The 24,332-nt window shown below is 40.1% G+C and carries 22 protein-coding genes and 1 pseudogene; 5 read left to right on the forward strand and 18 right to left on the reverse strand.

Translation table 11 applies throughout. The features are described 5' to 3' along the window. Positions 1-136 precede the first annotated feature (136 nt). From ACFVSH_RS01760 to ACFVSH_RS01770, 3 genes are all read right to left on the reverse strand, one after another. Positions 137-1,603, reverse strand: a complete 1,467-nt coding sequence (locus ACFVSH_RS01760; RefSeq protein WP_387704483.1) for an aminoacyl-histidine dipeptidase — start codon at positions 1,601-1,603, stop codon at positions 137-139. Between the two features lie 38 nt (positions 1,604-1,641). After that, positions 1,642-2,250 carry a VanZ family protein gene (locus ACFVSH_RS01765; protein WP_387704485.1) on the reverse strand — a complete coding sequence of 203 codons (609 nt, stop codon included), beginning with the start codon at positions 2,248-2,250 and terminating at the stop codon, positions 1,642-1,644. A 216-nt stretch (positions 2,251-2,466) separates the two neighbouring features. Further along, the gene (locus tag ACFVSH_RS01770) at positions 2,467-3,285 is read right to left on the reverse strand and encodes a MerR family transcriptional regulator (RefSeq protein WP_387704487.1); all 819 of its coding nucleotides are present in this window, start codon (positions 3,283-3,285) and stop codon (positions 2,467-2,469) included. A gap of 106 nt (positions 3,286-3,391) precedes the next feature. Here ACFVSH_RS01770 and ACFVSH_RS01775 point away from each other — a divergent pair, with 106 nt between their 5' ends. Further along, the gene (locus ACFVSH_RS01775; protein ID WP_387603162.1) at positions 3,392-3,841 is read left to right on the forward strand and encodes a GNAT family N-acetyltransferase; all 450 of its coding nucleotides are present in this window, start codon (positions 3,392-3,394) and stop codon (positions 3,839-3,841) included. Positions 3,842-3,939: 98 nt separating this feature from the next. Here the strand turns inward: ACFVSH_RS01775 and ACFVSH_RS01780 are convergent, their stop codons facing one another. Further along, entirely contained in the window at positions 3,940-4,956 is a 1,017-nt protein-coding gene (locus ACFVSH_RS01780; protein ID WP_387704489.1) for an ABC transporter permease, read from the reverse strand. Further along, positions 4,953-5,678, reverse strand: a complete 726-nt coding sequence (locus tag ACFVSH_RS01785) for an ABC transporter ATP-binding protein (RefSeq protein WP_260285149.1) — start codon at positions 5,676-5,678, stop codon at positions 4,953-4,955. Before ACFVSH_RS01785 ends, ACFVSH_RS01780 begins: the two co-directional genes overlap by 4 nt. A 118-nt stretch (positions 5,679-5,796) precedes the next feature. On the opposite strand from ACFVSH_RS01785, the gene ACFVSH_RS01790 reads away from it, so the two are divergent. Further along, complete coding sequence (locus tag ACFVSH_RS01790; protein ID WP_387704491.1) at positions 5,797-6,396, forward strand: TetR/AcrR family transcriptional regulator; 600 nt, start codon at positions 5,797-5,799, stop codon at positions 6,394-6,396. 227 nt (positions 6,397-6,623) lie between these two features. On the opposite strand, the gene ACFVSH_RS01795 is transcribed toward ACFVSH_RS01790, so the two are convergent. The 5 genes from ACFVSH_RS01795 to ACFVSH_RS01815 form a co-directional block, all read right to left on the reverse strand. Then, positions 6,624-6,815 (reverse strand): hypothetical protein, encoded by a 192-nt coding sequence (locus tag ACFVSH_RS01795; RefSeq protein ID WP_076370632.1) that lies wholly within the window; start codon positions 6,813-6,815, stop codon positions 6,624-6,626. Positions 6,816-7,429: 614 nt separating this feature from the next. Beyond that, positions 7,430-8,263: an STAS domain-containing protein gene (locus ACFVSH_RS01800; protein ID WP_387704493.1), complete on the reverse strand. Its 834-nt coding sequence runs from the start codon at positions 8,261-8,263 to the stop codon at positions 7,430-7,432. A gap of 411 nt (positions 8,264-8,674) precedes the next feature. Beyond that, entirely contained in the window at positions 8,675-9,340 is a 666-nt protein-coding gene (locus tag ACFVSH_RS01805; RefSeq protein ID WP_387704557.1) for a class I SAM-dependent methyltransferase, read from the reverse strand. Between the two features lie 35 nt (positions 9,341-9,375). Continuing rightward, positions 9,376-9,504, reverse strand: a complete 129-nt coding sequence (locus ACFVSH_RS01810; RefSeq protein ID WP_387704495.1) for a hypothetical protein — start codon at positions 9,502-9,504, stop codon at positions 9,376-9,378. 93 nt (positions 9,505-9,597) lie between these two features. Then, the gene (locus tag ACFVSH_RS01815; RefSeq protein ID WP_387602899.1) at positions 9,598-10,218 is read right to left on the reverse strand and encodes a class I SAM-dependent methyltransferase; all 621 of its coding nucleotides are present in this window, start codon (positions 10,216-10,218) and stop codon (positions 9,598-9,600) included. Between the two features lie 248 nt (positions 10,219-10,466). Between ACFVSH_RS01815 and ACFVSH_RS01820 the strand changes: the two genes are divergently transcribed. Both ACFVSH_RS01820 and ACFVSH_RS01825 read left to right on the forward strand, forming a co-directional pair. After that, the gene (locus ACFVSH_RS01820) at positions 10,467-10,745 is read left to right on the forward strand and encodes a PadR family transcriptional regulator (protein WP_370662603.1); all 279 of its coding nucleotides are present in this window, start codon (positions 10,467-10,469) and stop codon (positions 10,743-10,745) included. Positions 10,746-10,761: 16 nt separating this feature from the next. Then, entirely contained in the window at positions 10,762-11,481 is a 720-nt protein-coding gene (locus tag ACFVSH_RS01825) for a pentapeptide repeat-containing protein (RefSeq protein ID WP_387602902.1), read from the forward strand. Positions 11,482-11,688: 207 nt separating this feature from the next. On the opposite strand, the gene ACFVSH_RS01830 is transcribed toward ACFVSH_RS01825, so the two are convergent. From ACFVSH_RS01830 to ACFVSH_RS01860, 7 genes are all read right to left on the reverse strand, one after another. After that, on the reverse strand, positions 11,689-12,579 hold the full coding sequence (locus tag ACFVSH_RS01830) for a PhzF family phenazine biosynthesis protein (RefSeq protein ID WP_387704497.1): 891 nt from the start codon (positions 12,577-12,579) through the stop codon (positions 11,689-11,691). A 444-nt stretch (positions 12,580-13,023) separates the two neighbouring features. Beyond that, a complete protein-coding gene (galE, locus tag ACFVSH_RS01835) occupies positions 13,024-13,995 on the reverse strand; it encodes a UDP-glucose 4-epimerase GalE (RefSeq protein WP_260285159.1) in 972 nt (323 codons plus the stop codon). 97 nt (positions 13,996-14,092) lie between these two features. Then, on the reverse strand, positions 14,093-17,695 hold the full coding sequence (locus ACFVSH_RS01840) for a CDP-glycerol glycerophosphotransferase family protein (RefSeq protein WP_387704499.1): 3,603 nt from the start codon (positions 17,693-17,695) through the stop codon (positions 14,093-14,095). A 154-nt stretch (positions 17,696-17,849) separates the two neighbouring features. Further along, positions 17,850-18,737 (reverse strand): UTP--glucose-1-phosphate uridylyltransferase GalU, encoded by an 888-nt coding sequence (gene galU / locus ACFVSH_RS01845; protein WP_387704501.1) that lies wholly within the window; start codon positions 18,735-18,737, stop codon positions 17,850-17,852. Positions 18,738-19,132: 395 nt separating this feature from the next. Then, positions 19,133-19,774, reverse strand: a complete 642-nt coding sequence (locus ACFVSH_RS01850) for an NAD(P)-dependent oxidoreductase (RefSeq protein WP_387704503.1) — start codon at positions 19,772-19,774, stop codon at positions 19,133-19,135. Positions 19,775-20,366: 592 nt separating this feature from the next. Beyond that, complete coding sequence (locus ACFVSH_RS01855; protein ID WP_387704505.1) at positions 20,367-20,774, reverse strand: disulfide oxidoreductase; 408 nt, start codon at positions 20,772-20,774, stop codon at positions 20,367-20,369. A 2-nt stretch (positions 20,775-20,776) separates the two neighbouring features. Next, entirely contained in the window at positions 20,777-21,466 is a 690-nt protein-coding gene (locus ACFVSH_RS01860; RefSeq protein WP_387704507.1) for a DsbA family protein, read from the reverse strand. Between the two features lie 313 nt (positions 21,467-21,779). On the opposite strand from ACFVSH_RS01860, the pseudogene ACFVSH_RS01865 reads away from it, so the two are divergent. Then, positions 21,780-22,214, forward strand: a pseudogene (locus tag ACFVSH_RS01865) (Rrf2 family transcriptional regulator). Between the two features lie 46 nt (positions 22,215-22,260). Here ACFVSH_RS01865 and ACFVSH_RS01870 read toward each other — a convergent pair. Next, positions 22,261-24,332: SH3 domain-containing protein (locus tag ACFVSH_RS01870; RefSeq protein WP_387704509.1), on the reverse strand; the 2,072-nt coding region annotated here is incomplete at its 5' end.

The following is a 24,332-nucleotide window of genomic DNA, read 5'->3' on the forward strand; positions in this document are numbered from 1 at the left end:
CGAGGAGGCTCCCGGACCGCCCGCGGAAAGCGAGTGCCTGGAGAGGAAATCAACGGTCTATTCTTTATCAACTAAAAAAAGACATCCTATCAATTAACGATAGGATGTCTCTAAATCTATTGAATTCAATTGTCCTTTATATATCCTTCATTCTCTTTAATGTGTAAACAAAGTATTCCCAGTTGTTTATGGTCGATGGGATGCTTAAGTGTTCTTCAGGTGTATGTACGGAAAACATATCTGGCCCGATTGAAACAGTATCCAACCCTGGTATCTTATCTATGAATACCCCACACTCGATCCCTGCATGCACAGCGATGATTTCAATATCTTCATGATATTTTTCTTTGTATGTCTCTTCAAATAATTTCTTGAGTTTCGAATCAGGATTATAGGGCCACTCGGGATAATCCGCGTCAACCAATAGCTCGCACCCAAGCATGTCGGCAATCGCCTTTGCTTGCGTGACCATATTATATTTGATGCTTTTGACCGAACTCCTGATTTCACTTTCGAATATCATTTCCGCTTCATTTGTTGTAACGACCCCTAGATTCGTCGAACTTTCCACTAATCCTTCTATTCCCATGCTCATTCCTTGAACGCCATGCGGGATTACCAGTAAGGAGGTAATGGCTTTAGTCACCGTCTCTTTGGAAAAAACATTTGAAGAAACCGTTTCGATTTTTTCAAACCTGATCAATACCTCAGGGTCGGAGGATTGCAGTTCATTTTTAAAAGTATTCTCCCATTGTTGAAGTCTCTCCATCATCTTCTGAACATCTTCTGCATGAATCAGTACAGTCGCCTCTGCTTCACGAGGAATGGCATTCCCTTTCAGCCCCCCGTTCATTTGCTGTATGTAGCAAGGGAAATCTGCCGTTAATTCATGTAATACTCTGCCCAAAAGTTTATTGGAATTCCCTCTTTCCTTATGGATGGACATACCGGAGTGTCCGCCTTTCAGCCCTTTAATCCTGATGTTATAAGATACAGCATCAACAATTGAAGCCGATTCCCATCCGATTGGCAGGACCTGCCGCACTCGTATTCCTCCTGCAGAGCTGACAAGCAGCTTTCCATCTTCCTCCGAATCGATATTGATCATCATTTTTCCCTTGAAGTGAGCCGGATCCACGGCAAGTGCCCCGTTCATTGTCGTTTCTTCTTCAGTCGTTATGACTATTTCAAGAGAGGGATGCGGAATATCATTTGCATCCAATAATGCCAAAGCATATGCAACAGCAATTCCATTATCCGCCCCCAAAGTTGTATCCGTCGCATACAACATGTCTCCCACAATCCTTAGTTGAAGCGGATCTTTCTCGAAATCATGAAGCGTGCCCTTGTTCTTTTCGCAAACCATATCCATATGCCCCTGGATAATGACGGTAGGTGCACTTTCATATCCAAATGTGGCAGGCTTTTTGATAATCACATTCAGCGCTTCATCCTGGATCACCTCCAGGTTCCTATCCTTAGCGAAGTGAACCAGATAGTCACTGATCGCTTTTTCATTAGCCGATCCTCTCGGGATTTCGGATATCGCTGCAAAATAATGAAACACCGGATGGCCCGATAATTCTTTTAACGTACTATACATGAAAAACATCCTTTCATTTTAAATATTTATACTGCCTCTCATCCCTTTACTTTTCCAGGACGGAATACTGCCACTCTCGTGAACAAAGGGTACAGAACGTACCCCAGATAAACACCAATCATATTCAGGATAAGGTCATCGACATCCAAACTTCCGCGCCGAAAAACAAACTGACAGATTTCGATGGCCGAAATCGAAAGTAATGGATAAAGAAATTTCCTTTTTGCGGAGGGTTCTTTCCCTTCCCTCGACAACAAATACAGCCCGAATGGAATGAACAGCCCCACATTGGCGCTAAGGTTATAAAATGACACAAGCCCGTTCATATCGTTCGATAAATATAAAAGAATCGTAGAAAAAGGGACCAAATTATACGAATATACCTGCCCTTCTGGTCGAAAGAACAGCAAAACCAATAATGATAAACTGTAGCCAAAGAGTATTACCTGCCACAAAAGGCGCGGTATTCGGACCGTTTCACCTCGAAAAAAAAGAACCGCAAACGAAACGAAAAGAAGTATACAAAACCAGACAACGATGATCACTAAAGGATTCAAATATAATCGGAGCTGAAAGAAAAAAGGCAAACCGCACAAAAACAATGCTTGCGACAGCAAAAGGGAAAGCATGACCGATTTTAGAGACATATAACTCCCCCTTCTATTTCTTACCAATCATTGCATGTCCTTATATCCTAGGACAACTTTAAGAACCCGTCAACAAACTGCAGAATATAAACCTGTCATTTAGAAAACTGCCAGTATGTTCGTCAAGAGGCAGCTTTTCAAGGCTAATCGATTGCTTGGAATGATTCATTCGCATGTTATAGTCCTCGCCCGAACTATGTGATTCTCTCCCCAGCCTTATTCCACTTCAACCATGATTTGCGTCAGGTAGTTTTCATACCCCTTTACCGCGACTTCATCCAAGATGTATTCTTCGTATGCAAACGATTTGAGGTTCAAGTTTTCACTCTCCATGAATTGCAATATTCTTTCGTACGTTTCGGAGATATTTTTATAACTGCCTTTATGATAGGCAATAACATAGAGTCCCTTCGGTTTTGAATAGAACGTGGGGGCTTTTCCCATGACTTTCGTGTACAAAAATGAATAGTCATCATGATTCCCGTCGATGATGTTTTCTTTACTAATCATGGCCCCGATAGGGAATCCTGTGTAAAATTCATTTTCATTACAGAAATCAATGAAGTCAGATGTAGATTTTAAGAATTCGGCATCAGAAGAGTTCAGGATGGATTCACTAAGGAAGAGCTGTTCTTCCTCCTGAAGTTTCAAGGTGATTTGAGAGTCATCCATACAAATCGCTTTTTCAGTGAGGTATATTTTCGTTTCAATGATCTTCTGCACTCTGTGAAGGTTCTTTATCTTTTTTTCTAATTCTATGGTCTTTTCTTTGAAAAGCTCAATCAGTTCCATAGGTGACCTGTTAGTAAGAAACCATTTGATCTCTTTCAAAGGCATATTGAATTCTTTTAAAAGCGTGATGACCGAAAAAACTTCGAATTGTTGATAAGAGTAATACCGATAGCCCTTTTCGTTTTTTATATCGGGAGTAAGAAGCCCAATCTCATCATAATGAATGAGCGTTTGTTTTTTTACATTGCATAATTTGGCGAATTCGCCAGTAGTAAAATATTTGCCTACATTTCCATCGGACATTACGATCTCTCCTCTTGACTATATGGTAACCATATACCTTAGTGTATTAATATATCATGATAACAAAACGGATAACCAGGTGCGAAATGGGGAAGGAAAATAAATGATGAAGACCACTATACATGAAGTCTCGAACGAAAATGTAATGGATATTTTGAAATTGCAAATAAATGAAAAGCAAAAGGCTTACATCGAAACGACTGAGCAATGTTTAAACGACGCAAAGGAATGTAAATATTACAGACCAGTTGGGCTTTATTCGGATGATACCTTGGTTGGTTTTGCGATGTATGGTTTTTTCCCTGGGGAAGGTGAAAATGGCAGAGTGTGGTTAGACCGCTTTTTCATTGATGCTGAACATCAGGGTTTCGGGCTTGGAAATATCTTGTTGGAGGCTTTAATAAAAAGATTAATAAAAGAATATGATTGTCCTGAAATCTATTTAAGCATAGTTGAAGATAATCAGGCCGCCCTTCATTTGTATAGGAAATTCGGCTTTGCATTCAATGGCGAATCAGATTATAACAATGAAAAGGTCATGGTCAAAAAAGTATAAGTAACTAGATCTTTTTCAACTCAAAAGTATGTCCAGCAATACAAAAAAAGCCGGTTCCCCTTGTTCCAGGAATCCGGCTTTTTTTTAGATGGTTCATTTTAAAGTGCCCGGTACTTTTTTAAACTAATAATATTGATGGTGATAAAAACGGCTGCAAATGCAAGGAGAATGAGGAGATCAAGTAATACCTCATTGAACGTGAAGCCTTTGTACATAATGCCGTTCATGGCATCCGATGCATAATAGAGAGGCATGATCTTGCCGATTTTTTGCAGCCAGTCCGACATGCCATCCAATGGGAAAATCCCTGTAAAGAAGACTTGCGGCACGATGACCAGCGGTATGAATTGTACCATTTGGAATTCGGATGCCGCGAAACTCGATAGTAATGTACCAAGCGATAATGCAACGAGCGCGACCAGTATATTCGTCAGTAAAACGAGCCAAATGGAGCCAACAAGGACGATATCCAATACATTGACAGCATATAGGACGACAATTATGGTTTGAACGAGAGCAAATAAGCCATATCCGATCACATAGCCCGCTACGATTTCGTATCTTTTAATCGGGGTGGCAAGCAGCCGTTCCAGCGTACCACTTGTACGCTCTTTCAAAAGCGCGATTCCCGCTATTAAAAATACAAAGAAGAAGACGAAAAAGCTGACAAGCATCGGACTGAAAGTATCAAAACCCTTTGTGTCGGCATCCCCGTATACATATCGCTCCTCAATTGAAGGCGTGTTGTTTTCATTCCCTTGCAAAGCTTGCATCATTTGCATTTGAACGGCCTTTGCACGGGACGGTTCGTCGTTCAATAGTGTCAGTTTCATTTTGCCATTTTCAACATACAGCCAGCCATCCGTATCATTTTCAATCATTTTTTCCTGAGAAAATTCCCTAGCAGCCGTTACTTGAAAATCCGCTTGTTTCAATGCTTTGACCATGGTTTCATCACTGCCTGTAACAACGAGTTTCAAATCACTTGCTTCTGTATCGAAAATAAAATACATGAGCGTTAAAATGAGCAATGGAGCCAGGAAAAATAAAGCGAGTGTCCTTCGATCCCGGCGCAGCTGCTGAGTAATTCGAGTAACTAGAGAGGCCATTCTCATTTTAGGCCACCTCCAATCCTTAAAAAAACATCATCAAGCGTTTCCGCGGCAAATTGTGTTTTTAAAGCTGCCGGGGTTCCTGCCGCGATGATTTCACCTTCACGCAGCATCGCCAGTTTATCGCATCTTTCCGCTTCATCCATCACATGCGTCGTGATGATGATCGTCTTATGATCTTCGTTTCTTAAACGCTCAAGTTCCTGCCAAATCGATTGTTTCAGCAAAGGGTCTATTCCTACTGTCGGTTCATCCAAAATGAGAATCGCCGGATTTTGGATGAGTGCCGCCGCCAGTGACAGACGGCGTTTCATTCCCCCGGAATAATGCGCAACCCGAACATTCAAGTCATTCGTCAACTGTACGATTTCAGCTGCATATTGAATGCGTTCCCTTCGTTCCTTTTTCGAAAAACGGTATAGCTTCGCAAAAAATTCGAGATTTTCAGCTCCGGTCAGTTCTGTATATAAAGCATCGGACTGTGCCATATAGCCGACATCCATTAACAGTGCTTGATTTGGCACTTCATGATCCAGAACCGTGACTTTACCCGCATCGGGCTTAATCAATCCGACAATCATCTTAATCAAGGTCGTCTTTCCGCAACCGGATGGACCTAATAAGCCAAAAATCCCATTTTTTTCAATACTCAGACTCAATGGCTGAATGACCTTTTTCTGATGAAAACCTTTGGCAATTCCTTCAATGGAAATCGCGTTTTCCAATGTACACACATCCTCCCTCTTTAATTAACACGGTGTTGAGTGTATCATCATTCTAAGGCAGCATTTGGTCTAATACAATCAACACATTTGGAAAAATGTTCAGTGAAGGAGACATTCCATGGCATCGATTCATGAGGATATGGTACAAAAGACGAAAATGCAGATACATTATCATTTCATTGCACTCGTTGAAGCAGAAGGGTTCTCACATGTATCAGTAAAGAAAATTGCAGAGCGCGCCAACATTAATCGGGGCACATTCTATTTGCATTACACAGATAAATATGAATTGATGGATCACTTACAGCAGGAATTGTTAAAAGAACTTCAAACTCGCATTACTGCCATTTTGCCGAAAGAGGCTTTTATGGCTCTTCATCAACAACAGCTTTACCCGCCCTTCATAGAGATTTTTCAATTCATCAGTGAACATGCCCACGCATTGAGGGCCATTCTTGGTGATCAGGGCGATCCTTCTTTTGCCAAAAAAATAAAGCGAGTATTCGGTGAAGTACTGTTGGAGCGTTTGATCAGCCAGCATCCAGCAGCTAAAGATGAAGCATTCCGCATGTATATGCACGCCTTCCTGACATCTGCGATTTTAGGGGTGATTACTGAGTGGCTGGAAAATTGTGAAGAGCAGACGGCGGAAGAAATGGCGAAAATCCATTTTCAAATCTTGAACTTCATCAGCCAATTGCGTACATTCATACAATGAACGAATCATCAAAGGCATGTGCCATCAACATGCCTTTAAACCTGATTAAATTGGCCTCCGCTCCTATATTACCAACGGAAGAGGTTTTCATAGCAAAAAAACTCATTTTTAAATAAATGAGTTTAAAAGCAAAACAAGATATGGATTTTTCGCTCAGCGTTCCCGGATAGAACACAGGGATTTCATAATTGAATAATACCGCTAATGATGTTGGGATTTTAGTTGATTTACCTTAGGGAAAACAATTTTAAAAACGGATTCTTTTTCTTATCCGTTATCCTTAACTCATCCATGATGATTTGATCCTCATGATCGGCTATCCATTTCCTTAGTGCATCTTTATCCTGGCATTGTGTTAAATATGTCTGGCCACCCTTGCCTGTAGCATTAATAACATATCTATTGAACGTTTTCTCCATAATTGCCCGCCTTTTTAATAAAATGTCTTGAATATTTAAATACGAACGCACTGCTTTTTCCTTTATCATTTACAAAAGAAACATAATTTATATATACTATAAATTTTGATTGGCAATAGCATGTTCCGCTTGAAAGTATCTAATAAAGTACATCGGTGCCGGTTATCATAATCGTTTAATCGAACCTATCATAATGTGCTAACTAATATTTGTCAATACGTTTTTAAAATGTAAATGAAACGTAAATTTTCAGTCTTGTTAAAGATATATTTTTTTACGGTTTAGGGTTTACAAATGCCAAATAATAGGAGCGGGATACGTTTGTCAATTTAATGCATTCCGGCCTGAAATCAAGGGAATTGAGTACGGAGGGGGGTTCAATCATTTCGGGTTAATTCTGCCTTGCAGAAGGGATGAGATCAGCCATCGGCTGCACGCTTTTTGTGGCAAAATCGCTGTTCAAACGGAATTCATGACAACAGGTTCCGGCTTTTGCTTTATGGGCCCTGTACCTATTTTGAATGCAGCATCACTTATACATGCAGAAGACCCCCATATGGAGGTCTTCTCGATGAAGTTTATAACGAGCATCCCATGCCCTGGATATGTATGTATTATTTCATCGTACTGATTGCCTGGGCAAGAGTGGACTTTATCGTCACTTTATCAAAAGGAAGTTGAAGCTTAACGGCAGTCATGGCTATTTCCGGCCGAAGTCCTGAAAGGGTTGTTTCAATACCGATCAAATGTAAGGATTCAATCAATTGCGACAGCTGGTGTGCGGATGCACCATCTATTGCATGTACGCCCGATAGGTCAATGAAAAGCCTTGTGACATTTTTTTCAACGCACTTTTGTAAGGTGTTTTCAAGCAAGGTCATGCCCCTTGTCGTGTCAATATTGCCTATCAAGGGAAGCAACGCCATGTTATCTTTAAGGGAAATGATGGGCGTGCTCAATTCATCGATCGTTGCCTGTTGGGCTTTCATGATTTTATTGGCATATCGATGATTCGCTTCAGTAAACCTCTCCATCACTTCACTGAACACCTTCACCACTATCCGGTACCAGGAATTTATTTCTTCCTGTGGATATTGGTCACCATGCAATTTCACAAACCTGTCAATATAATCAAGGTATTGATCTTGCGTTCGAAAAAACTCCCTCAATATAAAATAGATCGGTGTATTTAAATGCTGCTCATCCTGACCGATATCTTCAATCCAATCACCAAGCCGCTTAAAGAATTCCCTCTCCTCCGTAACGAAGACCTGAAAGAAACGCAAATGGAATTCATTATTTTGCTGCTTAAGTTTTTTAATCACTTTGGGATCGGATGAACTATACACACCCGCTTTATCGCCTTTATTCAATGTTGCGTACCAATCATCAGTCAATTGTGCTGCCACGCCCAATAAAAAGGAATATAATTCTTTATTTCTATGCATAAGTTTCTCCACCTATTTTTTATAAAATAGCATTCCAATTGGTCTCAGTAATCAATAAATTGAATGCACTACATACAGAAATCAGCATTGTCAGGCATTGAAAGTTAAACGTTTCATCAGCTAAGGAAAAGCACCGACTCTTCAATACATGGTTTGTCATGACCTGATGCCCAATGCCCCCCTCTTTCCATATACCTTCCCAGCTGTTTTTGAAACCACGCAACCACTGTTTATCAAAAAAAATTTGCAGGAACCTAATCTATTATTCTGGTAAATCTGCGTTCACCCAAAAAGCATTTTATTATTAAAGTTTACCATTTTTATATTTGGTTAACAAATCCCCCCTTTTCTTCAACAAAAAAGGACCTGTTCCCAGATCCTCCGGTAAAACCATCGCATCACCATTTCACCTTACTTTTTCATAAATAAGGCCGTCCATAAACCTTCCACCCCAAACGTTTCATCCGATTGTTCCATTTTCCTCATTTTACGTATTTCCACCACTTCAAATTCCTTGAAAATCATCCTGAGTTTTTCTTCAGTAAAACCTAATCCGCCTTTAAGGCTCCTTTGCCTGTATACCTCCCAATCTGAAAGTTCTGCACCACCCAATATGCCGCCTTCGACAAAACAAGTAATTGAATACAATCCCTTAAGCCTTAGCGCCTTTTTCACCATCTCTAAATAATTGATCCTTCGATGTGGCGCAATATGGTGAAAACAACCTGAATCATACACGAAGTCATATTGCCCTTCCTCAATATCCAAATCAAATATATTCCTTTGAATGAAGTTCACGTTCACTTTCTTTTCTGCCGCTCGTTCTTTTCCCCATTCCAGTCCTGCCTTCGAAAGATCCACCGCATCAACGGAACAGCCCTTTTGAGCAAGGAAAACGGCATTTCTCCCAGGTCCGCACCCAAGCTCAAGAACCTTTCCTGGCCCAATTGACCCTCCATCAAAATATGTAACCAAATTCTCATCAGGGAAATTTTCGAAAAAGGGAACCCCCTTTTCACGGTCTTCATAAAAATCATTCCAGAATGCAGTTGGCTCACGCAATAACGAGTCCAGCATATTCAATAGATCTTCATAGGTATCCCGCCATTTAATTATACTGGTTTCAGCCAGATGCCCCTATTCTTACTCATCGCTACTTTGACCATCTCTTCTATAATGCCGACACCGTACCTTTTGCCAAGAATGTTCAGTTGAGCCAATTTGGATAATGTGGCGTCCATTCCATTAAGACTTCCAGAATGGCATCATTTCCATTACTATTCAATTGGGATAGGGGTCCTTTCATATTTTCCAATTACCACCAAACCAATCTATCAAATCCGCTTACTGATGATTATCTTCCTATACATTCCATTCAGCATGATCGGTCGATCCTCTTCAACTTTCAAATTCTTATCATGTCTAATGAACAAGTCTTCAAACCGCAAGCCAATATCCGTTCCTAAAAATCTAATGATGGGCCGCAGAAGCTTTTTGGGTAGTGATAGCACTTCATCTTTAGAAATAAACTTATCGAATAGTATGATTTTCCCCTCGCCTTTTAAAACCCTGATCATCTCCCGTAGGCATTCATCGGCATTAGGTACGACGGAAAGAATCAAACTTCCTACTATATAGTCAAACGATTCATTATCGAATTCCATATGCTGTGCATCCATCTTGAGAAAATTGATCGATGTATTATCAAATTTCTCCATCGCTTTATTTAGCATATCGGCTGACAGGTCTATCGCAGTTATCTCCAGGTCAAGGTTCTTGATCAACTCCAAATCGGCCCCAGTACCTACGCCCACAAACAGAACCTTTGCATGATCTTGGAAATGCATCTCTTCAAATATTCTTTTCCTGGCATCTAAAAAGAGATGAGAATTGAAGATTTTGTCATAAATCGGCGACCAAACCTTATAAATCACTTTATTCCACGAATTATTCAACATCCCCACCCCCTTGCTTACTTTTTCTATAAAGCATTAAAAATCCCTTCCAAGCGGATATCATATCTGGCTAATTAGTAAGAATGATCTCCATGCGGCGCTTAAATGCAGACATTACACCTGCGCGATTCATTTTAAATATATTACCTTGACTGTCATAGTAATATATCTTAAGATATACCAAAGGAGGTGAGGATTTGGTTCAACGACAACTATCCTCTGACTTGCTTCGAGGACATGTAGATACGATGATTCTAAAACTCCTGCAAAGTGGCGATAAATATGGTTATGAAATCAGCAAACTGATATATATGGATTCGGATGAGCAATATGAAATTAAGGAAGCGACGATGTATTCCAGCTTAAAGCGACTGGAAAAGGACGGATGCATCATCTCTTATTGGGGAGATGCCACACAAGGCGGGAGAAGGAAATATTACAAAATCACCCCGATTGGGGAAGACACATATATCCAAAATAAAAATGACTGGGAGCAGGCCAAGCGAATACTTGAGCGCCTCTTGTAAGAAAGGAAGATGAAATGTGATCGAAAAATTGAATACACATGTTCATAACATTTTTGCCCCGTACAAAAGTGCAAAAACAGCAAAGGAATTGGAAGAAGAACTGCTGCAAAACTTACTGGAAAAATACAATGACCATAGAAGGAATGGTACCAGCGAGCAGGAAGCGTATAAGCTGACTGTGGATTCGATTGGGGAAGTATCAGAGCTCATGGAATCGCTCAATCTGCAATACAATGTGCTTGAGCAGGCGATAAGCATGGACTATTCCAGGCAACGCTTATTGGATTCCGACTTCCGCTCGGTTTCGGTGCATGATGGAAAATTTAATTCCTGCGATTTAAGCCGTTCTGATTTCAGCCATTCCGACCTGACGAACAGCACATTTAAAAGCACTAACTTAAATAATTGCATCTTTGAAAACGCCAATTTAACCAGTACCCTATTTAAAAGCGCAAATTTAAAAGGAGTTACTTTCAAGAACTGCATTTATAATAAAACCCATTTTAAAGGCTGTAATTTATCTGGTCTTATTTTTGATAAGGAAACATTCAAACAAACCATTTTCGAGGGTTCTTCATTGAAAAAGGCATCATTCCGCGATGCCACACTCATCAATGTTCAATTTCGGATGTCGGATTTAAAGAAAATCGACTTTACTGGAGCTTCGATGGATAAACTCACTTACAACTTTTTACATGGAGCTAAGGTTGATCTTAGCGGCGTGACCATCATCTAAAGGAGGACTTTACAATGACTTTACCAATAGCGATTGTCGTATCCACCTCAATCATTTGCGTGACCGTGTTTCTGACTGCGGTCGTTTTAAAAGGAATGAGCATGGGAGAATGATTCAACAAGAACCCTGTGCTAAGACACGAAAAGTCTTAGCACAGGGTTTTTATATGCTTATCATCCAACCGCCCATCCCCCTCTGCATGAACCTTTAGACTTCCACTTCAAATTCTTTAACGTAGACAGCATTCCCTGTGATTTCAATATCGAATGTATCATGGTTTTTGGCAGCCGTAACGCGGACTCTGCCATCCTTCCCGATTTCATGTCCCTGTTCGATTAATAGATGCACCTCATCTTCAAGACCATCCTTTATGTATTTTGCATAATAAGCGCCCATTACACCTGAAGCCGTTCCTGTCACAGGGTCTTCAAGCGTACCTGAAAATGGCGAGGAAAAATGCCGGGCATGCATATGGGCATCACTATCATACGTTTCCAGGCAAAAGGGATGAACTGAAGCTCTTGGCATTTCCTTTAATAATTGCGGAAACAGTTTATTGTTCGCCTTCATCCTTTTGAATGAATCGCGTTCCTTTACCGGAACCAGTAAAGTCCATAAACCTGTACTTCCATAAACGATAGGTAATTCATTTTCAAGATCATCTATATCAAGCCCGAGGGAACTGGCCAAGCTACCCTTATCTCCGCTAAACGCTTCAAACTGTGGCGCGGCCTGCTTCATCGTGATGTATACCTCTTGATCCGCAGTCGTATGGATCTTGATTGGCAATATTCCCGCTCCTGTTTCAATCATCAGCTCATCCTTATCCAGCAATCCCCTTGTCTTCAGCGCATGGATGGTAGCCATTGTCGCATGACCGCAGAGATTCATTTCATGTCCTGGTGTAAAATAACGGATTCTAAGATCCGCAATATCGGACTCCATGGGAAAAGAGGTCTCATTGAACCCCACCTTCAGCGCTATATCCTGCATTTCCTTTTCCGTCAGTCCATCCGCATCTAAAACGACACCAGCCGGATTTCCTTTATTCGGTATACTACTGAACGCATCGTAATGAAAAACCTTTACCATCTTCAAATCTAACATCTCCTATTAAATGAATGGTGCTTCTCTTTAGTAATTCTATATCTCCATCAAAATCCCTTTTTCGTCCTATACTCAGTGAAATGGCCACTGATTTTATCATTTCCCGCCAGAAGATTCCCTCTTCAAGCGTGTGAAGGGCGAGATGAGTGGCTGTTGGCCTAAGCCAAAGTATTCTTTTGAGTAGGCTGGTCTCATCCCGAATCATGTTTAAGATCCGTTTATGTATGGAAGAAATTTGCGACACTCCTGCCGAATGACTGGCTAGCCGAGACCCCACAGACGCTTGCTTTGATGAGGCTTGGCAAAAATCCGGCGGAAAGGGAGCGGATTTTTGAAATAAGCTGGAATGTTTTCAACTAAAAAACTGCAGGAAAACTCGTATTTCTTAGAGTTTTCCTGCAGTCTGAAAAACGACTATCGAGTCCCAAGGGACCATTAATTCATTTGAGATTTATGCCATTTCCACGCACTTTCAATGATTTCTTCCAAATCTATCGATGCTTTCCAACCAAGTTCTTCATATATCTTATTGGCCGAAGCAACCAGGCGGGCGGGATCTCCAGGGCGACGGTCAGCATACTCGATGGTCGGTTTCACTCCCGTGACTTTTTCACAAGTGTCGATTACATCCTTAACCGAAAATCCTTTTCCATTCCCAAGATTGTAGGTGGCCGTATCCTTCTTCCCGGATAATAGGGCTTGAAGCGCGATTATATGAGCTTGGGCTAAATCCGTTACATGGATATAATCACGGATGCAAGTGCCATCTTCTGTGTCATAGTCCGTACCAAACACGGAAATCTTCTCACGTTGCCCTAATAAATGTTGTAAAATGATCGGAATCAAGTGTGTTTCCGGGTCATGGCTTTCACCGATTTCTGCCGATGCATGTGCTCCGGCCGCATTAAAGTAACGCAAGACGACATAATGAAGTCCATATGCTTTTGCGAAGTCTCCTAAGATCTGCTCTACCATCAATTTCGAGCGGCCATATGGATTAATCGGATTGGTTGGCTGATTCTCATCAATCATATCAACATTCGGTATCCCGTATGTAGCTGCCGTTGATGAAAAAATGAAATTCTTAACATCATGCTTGAGCATGGTATTCAACAATGTAAGAGTTGCACCTACATTATTTTCATAGTATTTATAAGGATCTTGGACAGACTCCCCAACCAAGCTATTTGCAGCAAAGTGCATAACGGCTTTAATGGGATACTTAAGGAAAATATCATTCAAGACCGCTTCGTCCCCTAAATTTCCTTCCACCAGGATGGCCTTCGAATCGACCAGCGAACGAAAACCGGTTGATAGATTATCCAGAATGACAACCTCTTCAGTATTCACTAACTCTTTTACAAGATGACTTCCAATATATCCAGCACCGCCAACGACCAAAATCATATAGAATTTCCCCTTTTACTTTAAGCTTAAATGAATCATTGCCAAATCTCGTAATATTTCATTAGTGGGAGGTTTAATGATAAGAACCTCCCTCATTTTATAAGCATTTATTGAAGGTTTCCATGGCCAATCCATTATATTGGGTGTAATCAAACTTCGCTAGTTTAGGATGATCATTACTAACCATGGTAGATAAGCCCTTTTCCAGCCCATCTATACTATTTTCGACAAGTAAACCATATTTGCCGTTTTCCAAAACGGTTCGGTTAGCCACTATATCAGTAGCCATGATTTTCATTCCTAAAGTCATCGCCTCCAATAAAACCATAGGCTGCCCTTCATAATGTGAGGAAAGAACGAAGCAGTCACATTTTTCCATGAACGAAAATGGATTTTCTAGCTGGCCCAGAAGATGAATGGAATGATTTAAGTCCAGCTCATCAACGATTGACTGCAAATCTTCCTTTAATGGGCCTTGTCCTAAAATATACAGTTTACTATTTTTGTGTTTTTCATGAAAGCCTGCGAAAGCATGAATCAAATTATCTTGACCTTTTTCAGGTGATAATCTTCCCATATTGACAAAGTTAAAATCATTTTTATCAGGATACGGAACGAATTGATTATTCACTTCCAATCCATGGACCTCTTGCACGCATAACGCCTGTTTATCGATCCAGCCTATAGATATCCCATCCAATGATATATGGGCATAAGTACCAAGTTGGGTAACCGCTTCTTTATCAAATTCCACGATCCGGCCATTGAAGCTTGGCCCATTTTCCAAGACCATGGCATCTTGCAGCCCATAAGGATTATCCCAAATATTATAATCGCCCAAGTTAATTTCGGCAGTGCCGCGAACTTCCCGTTCTTTTAACAGGATTGGCTCTTCTATGACTTCGAATGCCCCCGTATTTAACCAGCCTATTTTCTTATTATCGATTTCGAAAAGATAATAGCCGCCTTTGTTTGTTCTGTTATACTTTATGATCCTGACGATTTGCCCTTCAAAATCGATTGCCCTGCTCACTCTTTTGGCCTTGTAGTTCGGATAAGCCTTCGTCCAGATTGTATGGTCCTCCGGATTGGTTATTTTTCCGTACTTCTGATTACCCGTGTTTATTTCCTTCAACGTCCTATTTTCAATCTTATCAATGAACTTTTTATTGTTTTTATAGTTCCTGGATATTATATACTTTCTTTTCATCATGATTTGCAGCTTGTCATTTAAGCTCATGTCTTCATTGATTGTACAATGTTCAAGCATGGATAAAGCTGAATTATCTATCCAGCCTATCATTTTATCTTTTACAGATATTCTGCTATAAATCGAATGCTGGGTTTTTGCTTCCTTATCGACTTTTACAATGATCCCTTTAAAATCATGACTGCCAGAGATTTTGTACGTGCCTTCAATCTTATACGGCAACGACCAAATATAGTTCGACCGAGGTTTTACTAACCTTGCAATCTTATCCACTTCTTTTTCATAAATGATGCTGTCCGGCAACAGATCAACAGCTTCTTCACTAATCCAGCCAATGATTTGATTGTTATGGCTGAATTTGTAAAAAGTGTTCTGTTCGGCATGGGCCTTTCTTGAAATCACGATTTCAGCACCTTCAAATCGTTCTTCCAGTGGAAATTGATTGGCATTCGAAATTCCCGGAAGGGCATTCCAAACATGATTATCCTTAACATCCCTTAATATCGCCCTTGCTTTGAAGTTTTCTGTGATCAATGCCTTTTCATCATTTTCGATAACCTCAGATTCATTTGGCACGATTTGAAGGATTTTATCCGGGTTGATCGAATTCATTACATAATCAAACTTATCGTAGTCTGCATACACCAATAGATTCTTTCGGTTTAATTCCATCGTTCCCTCAGAAACACTTACAAGCTTATCAAATCGATTGTATACGGAAAACAGTCCCCTTAGATTGATACGGTGAGGTCTCTTTCCATTAATGATGCGCTCACTATCAGAAAGCAAATCATTATGCATATAACAAACTTTCTTTTTTGCATCTGCAGCCAGCAGATATTTAGCCCAATAATGGCTATAACCGCTAAAATCGATCACAAAATCAAACTTCGTTTTACCGAATAAACGTGCATGCTCTCTAATATAGGCATTTTCCGGGTAAAGCTTCTTCCCTAAGAATCCTCTTTCCCCTCTGTTATGGATGAATTTATCTTTGTAGACTTCCAAAATTTTATACACAGGTAAGCCAGGTTTGAATAGAAAACGCACATTCTTATTAACCTTGCCCATATTTTTCAAAACCTCGTGAGAGTGAGGCGTGGCAGTAAAACAGCTGACATCATATTTCTCATAATCAATATTATTCATTAGATTAAGGAAAGAGGATGTAATTCCGTTATCCCTCAATCCACCTGGATAAATCAATATTTTTTCCTTTGCGGAATCGAGGCCAGTAATTGTGTTCAGCTGTTTCGTAGACTTATTAAAAATATTTTTGACTATTCTCTCTGTTACTTTTCCGTCCTCATGGTTCGTGAATTTCCCTTGCATTTTTTTATATTTATCGGAATATCTCAATTTCACATTTTTAATATCTTTAATGGCCAGTGCCAATTCTTTTGAGTTAAAAAGCATCGGTCCCGGGAGTTCATCATTTTGGAGATATTGACCCCTTTGCTCAGCATAAACGTCCGTATCCCATGTGTAGAACAGAATTGGCTTATCGGTAACAAGGTAATCAAAGAAGATGCTGGAATAGTCCGTGATAAGTAAATCGACTGCAGCAAGCAATTCATTTGTATCCACATGATCAGGTATTAGTCGATCCTTGATTTCCGAATGCTTAGTGGCTTCTTTATAAAGATAAGGGTGCACCTTAATCAATATATTATATTGTTCACCGACTTGACTTTGTAAATCATTCATATCTGCAATAATTTGCAAAAGATCGTTATCCACTTTAGCCAGATTCGTCCCCTTCCAAGTCGGGGCATATAAAATACTTTCCTTGGCATCGCTGATTTTCAAACCTAGAGTCCTAAGATAACCCTTATACTCCCCCGGATTCGTGTTCAGCGTCAAATCGATCCTCGGGTATCCTTCTTCTATAATTTCACCTTTATACAAACCATTCAGTTTATAGCTTTTTGTAAACATATTAGTAGTATGGGCATTAGGGCTCAAGATGAAATCCGCACTCAAGAAGTTCCTGACAACGTTTTGAGAATGAGAAGGGTTACCGGGTATATCAAAGCCCATATTCTTAAGGGGCGTTCCATGCCAGGTATTGATGTAAATTTGCTCGCTTTTAGGGATGAAGAAAGACTGGAATGTGGAGTTATTGATTAAATACTCACTTGTTGCCAGCCATTTTAAATATTCCTTTGAATTGCGTTGAACGAATTGAACATTCGGCATATCCTTATACTTCGCCATTACACCTGAAAGGACATTGAAATCCTGGATGGACCAAATGTGCATGAAATCTTTAAAGTCCTGATTTTCCAGCATATATTTAAACATCGCGTATGGACTGTCAGTCATACTGTTTCCATCACGACTCTCATATAGAATGGTGTTTTTTTGCACACTTGATTTCTCATAATACTTTGCATATTTATTTACACGCTGATGATTTTCCTTTAATAAGAAATTGGCGATAGGCTGTTTAAGGAAATCAGCTTTTCTTTTTATTACCTTCTTATTCACTGAATTGGCATCCCCTTTTATCGATTTATTCACCATTCAAAATTATGTTTGCCGTTCATTAACCCAAAATAACAACTATGAATGATCAATAGTTGGAGATTTTTTAAAATGATTACTCTATTAAATTAATAGTTTATGAATGGGCAGTAAAAGTTTATTTGTCCACTGCCTTATGCAGGTCGAGGATATTTTCCATTACTTTTATGATATCGTCCCTTAAATCGGGACGTTGCAGGGCAAATTCAATGGTCGTTTTCACAAAACCATCAACAACACCGACATCAAAGCGTTTTCCATCAAAATCGTAAGCGAAGACTTTTTGGATTTCATTCAGTTTTTGGATGGCATCCGTTAATTGGATTTCACCTCCGGCTCCTGTTTCCTGCTTGGCCAGGAAATCGAATATTTCCGGAGTCAGGATGTATCTTCCCATGATGGCTAAATTGGATGGTGCCGTTCCTTGTTTTGGTTTTTCGACGAAACGGTTCACTTCGTATCTTCTGCCTTCTTGCATAAGCGGGTCAATAATGCCGTATCTATGTGTTTCGTTCTCATTTACCGGCTGCACTCCAATGATCGACGAACCTGTCGCATCATATTCGTTGATTAATTGACGTATGGAGGGCACATCGCTTTCCACGATATCATCGCCTAAAAGGACGGCAAAAGGCTCATCACCAATAAAATTACGTGCACACCAAACAGCATGTCCGAGGCCTCTCGGTTCTTTTTGCCTAATGTAGTGGATATTAGCTAAATTGGATGGGTATCGCACCTTCTCCAATAAATCGAATTTCCCTTTTTCACTCAAGTTATTCTCAAGTTCATATGCATGATCAAAATGGTCTTCTATCGCTCGCTTATTCTTTCCTGTGACGATGATTATATCTTCAATTCCCGCTTTCACGGCTTCTTCTATAATATATTGAATAGTTGGTTTATCGACTATTGGCAGCATTTCTTTAGGCATTGCCTTCGTTGCGGGCAAAAATCTAGTTCCCAATCCCGCTGCAGGAATAATCGCCTTTTTAACTTTTTTCATACTTTGTAACCCCTTCACATTAAGATAAATCTACAAAAAACACCATTTTTTTCTGAATCATCCTTTTTATAGTAACATAGACTCGTTTATTGTAAATATATTAACAAAAAAAATACCCTTCTTTTGTAAAAACAACCATAATTTTAACTGCCATTCCATGCAATATCCCGCTTTCTACTTGAAAAAAATAAGGCCATTCCTCAATATTTCAGGAAATGGCCTTATTTTTTTTCACTATATGACTACTAGGTCCAAGGACCTGATTATTTAGTTCGACTTATCAATTCATTCGTTTTTAACAAGTCGGGATCTGTTGGAATCAACAGCCTGCCTATAATTCATACATTTCAACGCAAAAAAAATGGACGTCACCACAAGGAGCGACGTCCACTAAATTATTCAGCTTCGGCAACAACGGTAAAGCGTTGGTTGATGTGCTGCGGGTTTTCAATTTCATCAAGTACCGCAAGGGCAAAATCGGCATAACTTACATAGCTTTCACCCTTTGAGTTTACAAGAAGGTTGTCTTTGCCCAATGTATACCCACCTGTTCTATTTCCTTGCGGATCAAAGAAAGCGGAAGGGCTGATGAACGTCCATTGGATGCCAGTGGCATTTTGTAGATCGCCAAGGTTCTTGGATTGATTATAGGCTGTTGCATAGTACTCTTTAGGGAACTCAGGCGTATCCAATACACGGATCGTTTTTGCCTCGTCAACGAAAAGGCTTCCAGCTCCGCCAACAACGATCAGTTTAGTTTGAGGAGCCCCTTTCATGGCCTCAATCAAGATTTTTCCTGCCTCGACATGCAGATGTTCTTTCCCTGGAGCAGCGCCAAATGCATTCACTACCACATCGAATCCATTAATATCTTCAGCTTTCAGATCGAATACGTCTTTTTCCAGTACGGATGCTCCTTGAATTTGGACTTTAGCTTCATCCCTGACAATGGCCGCAACATCATGTCCCCTAGTCAATGCTTCCTTTAAAATCAGACTTCCAGCTTTTCCGCTCGCACCAATAATACCGATTTTCATTTTAAATTCCTCCTATATATTGTTTTTGGAACTTCAATTGTAACTTAATTACTTACATGTAATAATATAAGTTACAGGTTGCTATTTTGTCAACTTTATTATTTAGAGGAGTTCGGAGATATATTCAGTTTCGAAGATATATCGCAGGTTTCGGAGATATATCCTGGTTTTTCGTCGATATTTTGCAGATTTCGGAGATATATCACGGTTTTTTGTCGATATATCGCAGGTTCCGGAGATATATCACGGTTTTTCGTCGATATATCACGGTTTTTCGTCGATATATCACGGTTTTTCGTCGATATATCGCAGCTTTCAAAGATATCTCCTGATTTTTCATCGATATTTTGCTATTTTCGGAGATATATCCTGGTTTTTCGTCGATATATCGCAGGTTTCGAAGATATATCCTGGTTTTTCGTCGATATATTGCAGCTTTCGAAGATATATTTTGGTTTTTCGTCGATATTTTGCTATTTCCTGAGAAATATTCGATTTTTTCGTCAAGATATTGCAGGTTCCGGAGATCTATCCTGATTTTTCGTCGATATATATAAAAAAGCACCATTCATTTTAGAATGGTGCGCTTAAATTAGCTGTTTTTCTTTTTCATTAGCAGTCCCATGCAGATTGTGATGAGAGTAAACGCGATAAAGGCCAAAAACGGGATCGTGATGAATCCTAGCCAATTTATATATTCACCTGAGCAGGGAACACCGCTTTGACACATTTCGAACTGCTTTAATGCTGGGATTTTTTGCAGACTATAGTGATATCCTGACACCAACATGCCCAAAATCGTTAATGGGAGGATGTATCGGTAAACTTTCAGGTCTTGCTCATAAAAGGCACGTCCCAATAAAATAATGAGCGGGTACATCAAGATCCTTTGATACCAACAAAAGGTACAGGGTACATAATGGAGAATCTCACTAAAGTAGAGACTTCCAGCAGTGGCGATGATCGATAGGATCCAAGAAAATAATAGTGGCTTGTTCATCACTATTTCTCCTTCGCTGCATCATCAACCATTTTCTCTAAATCATCAATTGTATTTCCTTCAAACTTCTTGCCATTGACAAATAAGGAAGGAGTTCCGGAAACGCCCAATTCGTCGGCCAAATCCATATCCTTTTTCCATTGGTCCTCGGAATTGCCTGCTTTAAAAGAGGAAACGACTTTTTTCACATCTTTGGCATTTGCGATTTCTTTCAATGCTTCTTCTAGGAATTTGTCCGTAAACACATCTTCCTTTTCATATTTCAGGTCCTCTGGCTGCTTATCGTACAGAAGCTCATGGAATTTCCAAAAGGTATCATTTCCTAATTCCTGATAAACACTTTCCGCAAATTTAGCGGATCTGGTTGAATCGACGTTAATGAACGAATAATTCATGAAATAAAATTGCGCTTTTCCTGTATCAATCAATTCGCTTTGTATGGAAGGAAAGAATTGCTCCTCGAATGTCTTACATACTGGACATTTATAGTCACCAAATTCGACTATTTGGACAGGTGCTGATTTTTCACCCAAATAAGGCTGTGATTTATAATCGATTTCTTTAACGGCTGTATCTTCGTCCTTCCCATTTGCCAAAAATATAAAGCCAATAATGATTACAGCGATTAACCCTATCATCCAAAACGTGAATGCAGAAGATTGTTTTTGATTACCCTTTTTTTTATTAGCCATCATATACCTCCATCACTTGTAGTTGTGTCGATATTTCTTCACCAGCCATAGCGGCCGATTTCGGTTCCCCCCTCCTGTTGCTTTCACCTGTAACTGATTCATTTACACGTTATAATATAAGTTTCACCATGCTGGTTTGTCAATTACACATACTTTTTATTTTTGCCTTTGCAGAAACGGCGTTACTTGACAAGGATACGGTTAATGGATAAATATTATTCTTGCAGGCCATTATAACTTGTAACCACTTGAATTACATGTTAAATAATTTATACTATATAAGAATAGAGATTTTAAAGGAGAGAAAAAAGAGATGTCCATCAGTACCCGCTTTTCCGTAGGAATCCATATATTATCTCTTTTAGAAATAAACAAAGAAGGCGTTAACACTTCTGATTTTATTGCAAAAAGTGTAAACACCAACCCAGCCTTAATCAGATAAATCACCGGCATGCTGAAGAATGCAGGTTTAGTGAACGTTCGTCCGGGTATCGCCGGAGCAACTTTGGCCAAGGAATTGTCGGATATCACTTTGCTTGATGTTTATCAGGCTGTCAACGTTGCCTCGGATAAAGAATTATTTGGAATCCATGAAAATCCTAATCCAGCATGCACTGTTGGAAGAAATATACAAAACACAATAGAGCCCATCTTTTCAGTTGCGGAGCTTGCCTTGGAAAAGGCATTGGGAGTGGTAACGATCGAGGATGTCGTTAGGGGTATTCTGGAAAAGGATAAAACCAAATAGCAAAAAAAAAACACATGAGTCGGACTCATGTGTTTTTTTACCATTATTATTTATACTTAGGAACTTCAATGGTCAATTTATAGGAATCTAGTAAACTATACAAATTATAAATCTGTTTCACTTGTTTTGTTGCCCAGCCAATATCAGTCGCATATTGGTGTGAAGCATATCCATATTTCTCTGCAGCCGTAGGATTCCATCTCATTTTGTAAAGCGTGTCCTGTCCAGCAGAGATATATCCTTTGGCGATGAATTCGGCACCGCCTATGATGGCCGCCTCCGGAGTGAACCAGCCAGCATTATAGGCGTATTGAGCGCCGCTGCTTAGCGCCGTTCCGTCAAATGCTCCCACTCCATACATATTATAGACCGTTTTCCCGTTAACCTTTACGCCAGTCGCTAACGGTGATGTGCCATTCCCGGTCTCCAGCAAAGCATGTGAGATCAGGTAGATTTCATTAACCCCATATTTCTCCCCTGCCGCAGTGAAGGTTGCAGCCTGGCCTTGCAGAATCCCTTTTCCTGAAAGGATTCTATTATTCACTTCAGAAACGTCCATGTTGGTGACTTGAGAGAGCTTGACGAATTGGAATGATTTGATTGGATCATCCACAAAATTATTGGGGTTAAGATTATATTCTATATCTTCCGGACTGGCATTTACCCATGTCTTGTTATAGTCCACCTCATACCAATAATATCCGTCAGAGCCCTTTACTTTTGATTTAATATTCAATGATTGATTATTGCTGACAGGACCGACTACCCAATAATTAGATCCAGCTCCGCCCCTGAGACGCCAACCGGTTCCTTTAACCGTACCTTTTGTAGAATTGATTAAAGTTAATCCATCTTCGCGTATGTAGGTTTTATAATTTTTATCCGTTTGGCCATTTACGGCCATTTGAATTTCAACCATCTTTTCCATCGTAAGATCATATTCTTTATCGATCCTGATTATCGATCCATTCGAACTTCCTGGACCTTCCGGTGCTTTGACCGTTAAATATTGCGTACTGACATATCCCGTTTTTCCATTGGCCGTGACTCTTGACCAGCCATTTGATTCTGAATACACCGTTACCGCCGTATTGTTTACAAGCTTGGTTATAATTGAAGCGGAAGCTGATGCTTGTGACCGCATATTCAGACTGGAGCCATCATTCACATTTACATATTTAACTAACGTGTTTTCTTCTCCGTCCGGATTCTGCTCCGGTAAAGAACCAGGCTTCGTTGCTGATAGATATTGCGAATTGACATAACCTTCTCCGCCATACGCTTTAACTTCTGACCAGCCATTTGATTCCGAGATGACTTCTACCTCTACACCCCTTGCCAATTTCACAATGACGGAAGCACTTTCTGACGGCTTATTCCGCATATTCAGTGAACCTGAGCTGATATTTACATATTTCGTTATCGTTTTTTCAGGTATGGATGGATTGGAGTCCATTTCAGGTTTTGTCGTTGAAAGAAAGTCAGTACTGACATACCCTTCAATCCCATTGGCCTTGATCTTCGCCCAACCTTTGGATTCCGAATAGACCGTCACTTCCGTTCCTTTTGACAGCTTTGCGACTATACTCGCGCTATCTGACCCGCTTTTTCTCATATTGAGCGTTCCTGAGCTGACATTTACATATTTCGTCGTCGTTTTTTCAGGCGTTACTGCCGTTGATCCCGTTCCTGGTTTTGTTGTCGATAGATATTTGGCACTGACATGGCCGTCTTTTCCATTTGCTTTGACTTTGGCCCAGCCATTTGATTCCGAATATACCGTCACTTTTGTTCCTTTTGAAAGCTTTGCGACTATGTTCGCACTTTCCGATCCGCTTTTTCTCATATTGAGCGTTCCAGAGCTTACGTTTACATATTTTGTTGTCGTTTTTTCAGGCGTTACTGTCGTTGATCCCGCTCCTGGCTTTGCCGTCGATAGATATTTGGTGCTGACATATCCGTCCTTTCCATTGGCTTTGACTTTCGCCCAGCCATTAGCTTCCGAATATACCGTCACTTTCGTCCCTTTTGAAAGGATGGCGACTACGCTAGCGGTAGCTTTTCCGCTTTTCCGCATATTCAGTGAACCCGTGCTCACATTCACATATTTCGTTGCCG

It is taken from the genome of Peribacillus sp. NPDC058002 (assembly GCF_042886655.1).
In the GTDB taxonomy this organism is placed as follows: domain Bacteria; phylum Bacillota; class Bacilli; order Bacillales; family DSM-1321; genus Peribacillus; species Peribacillus aracenensis.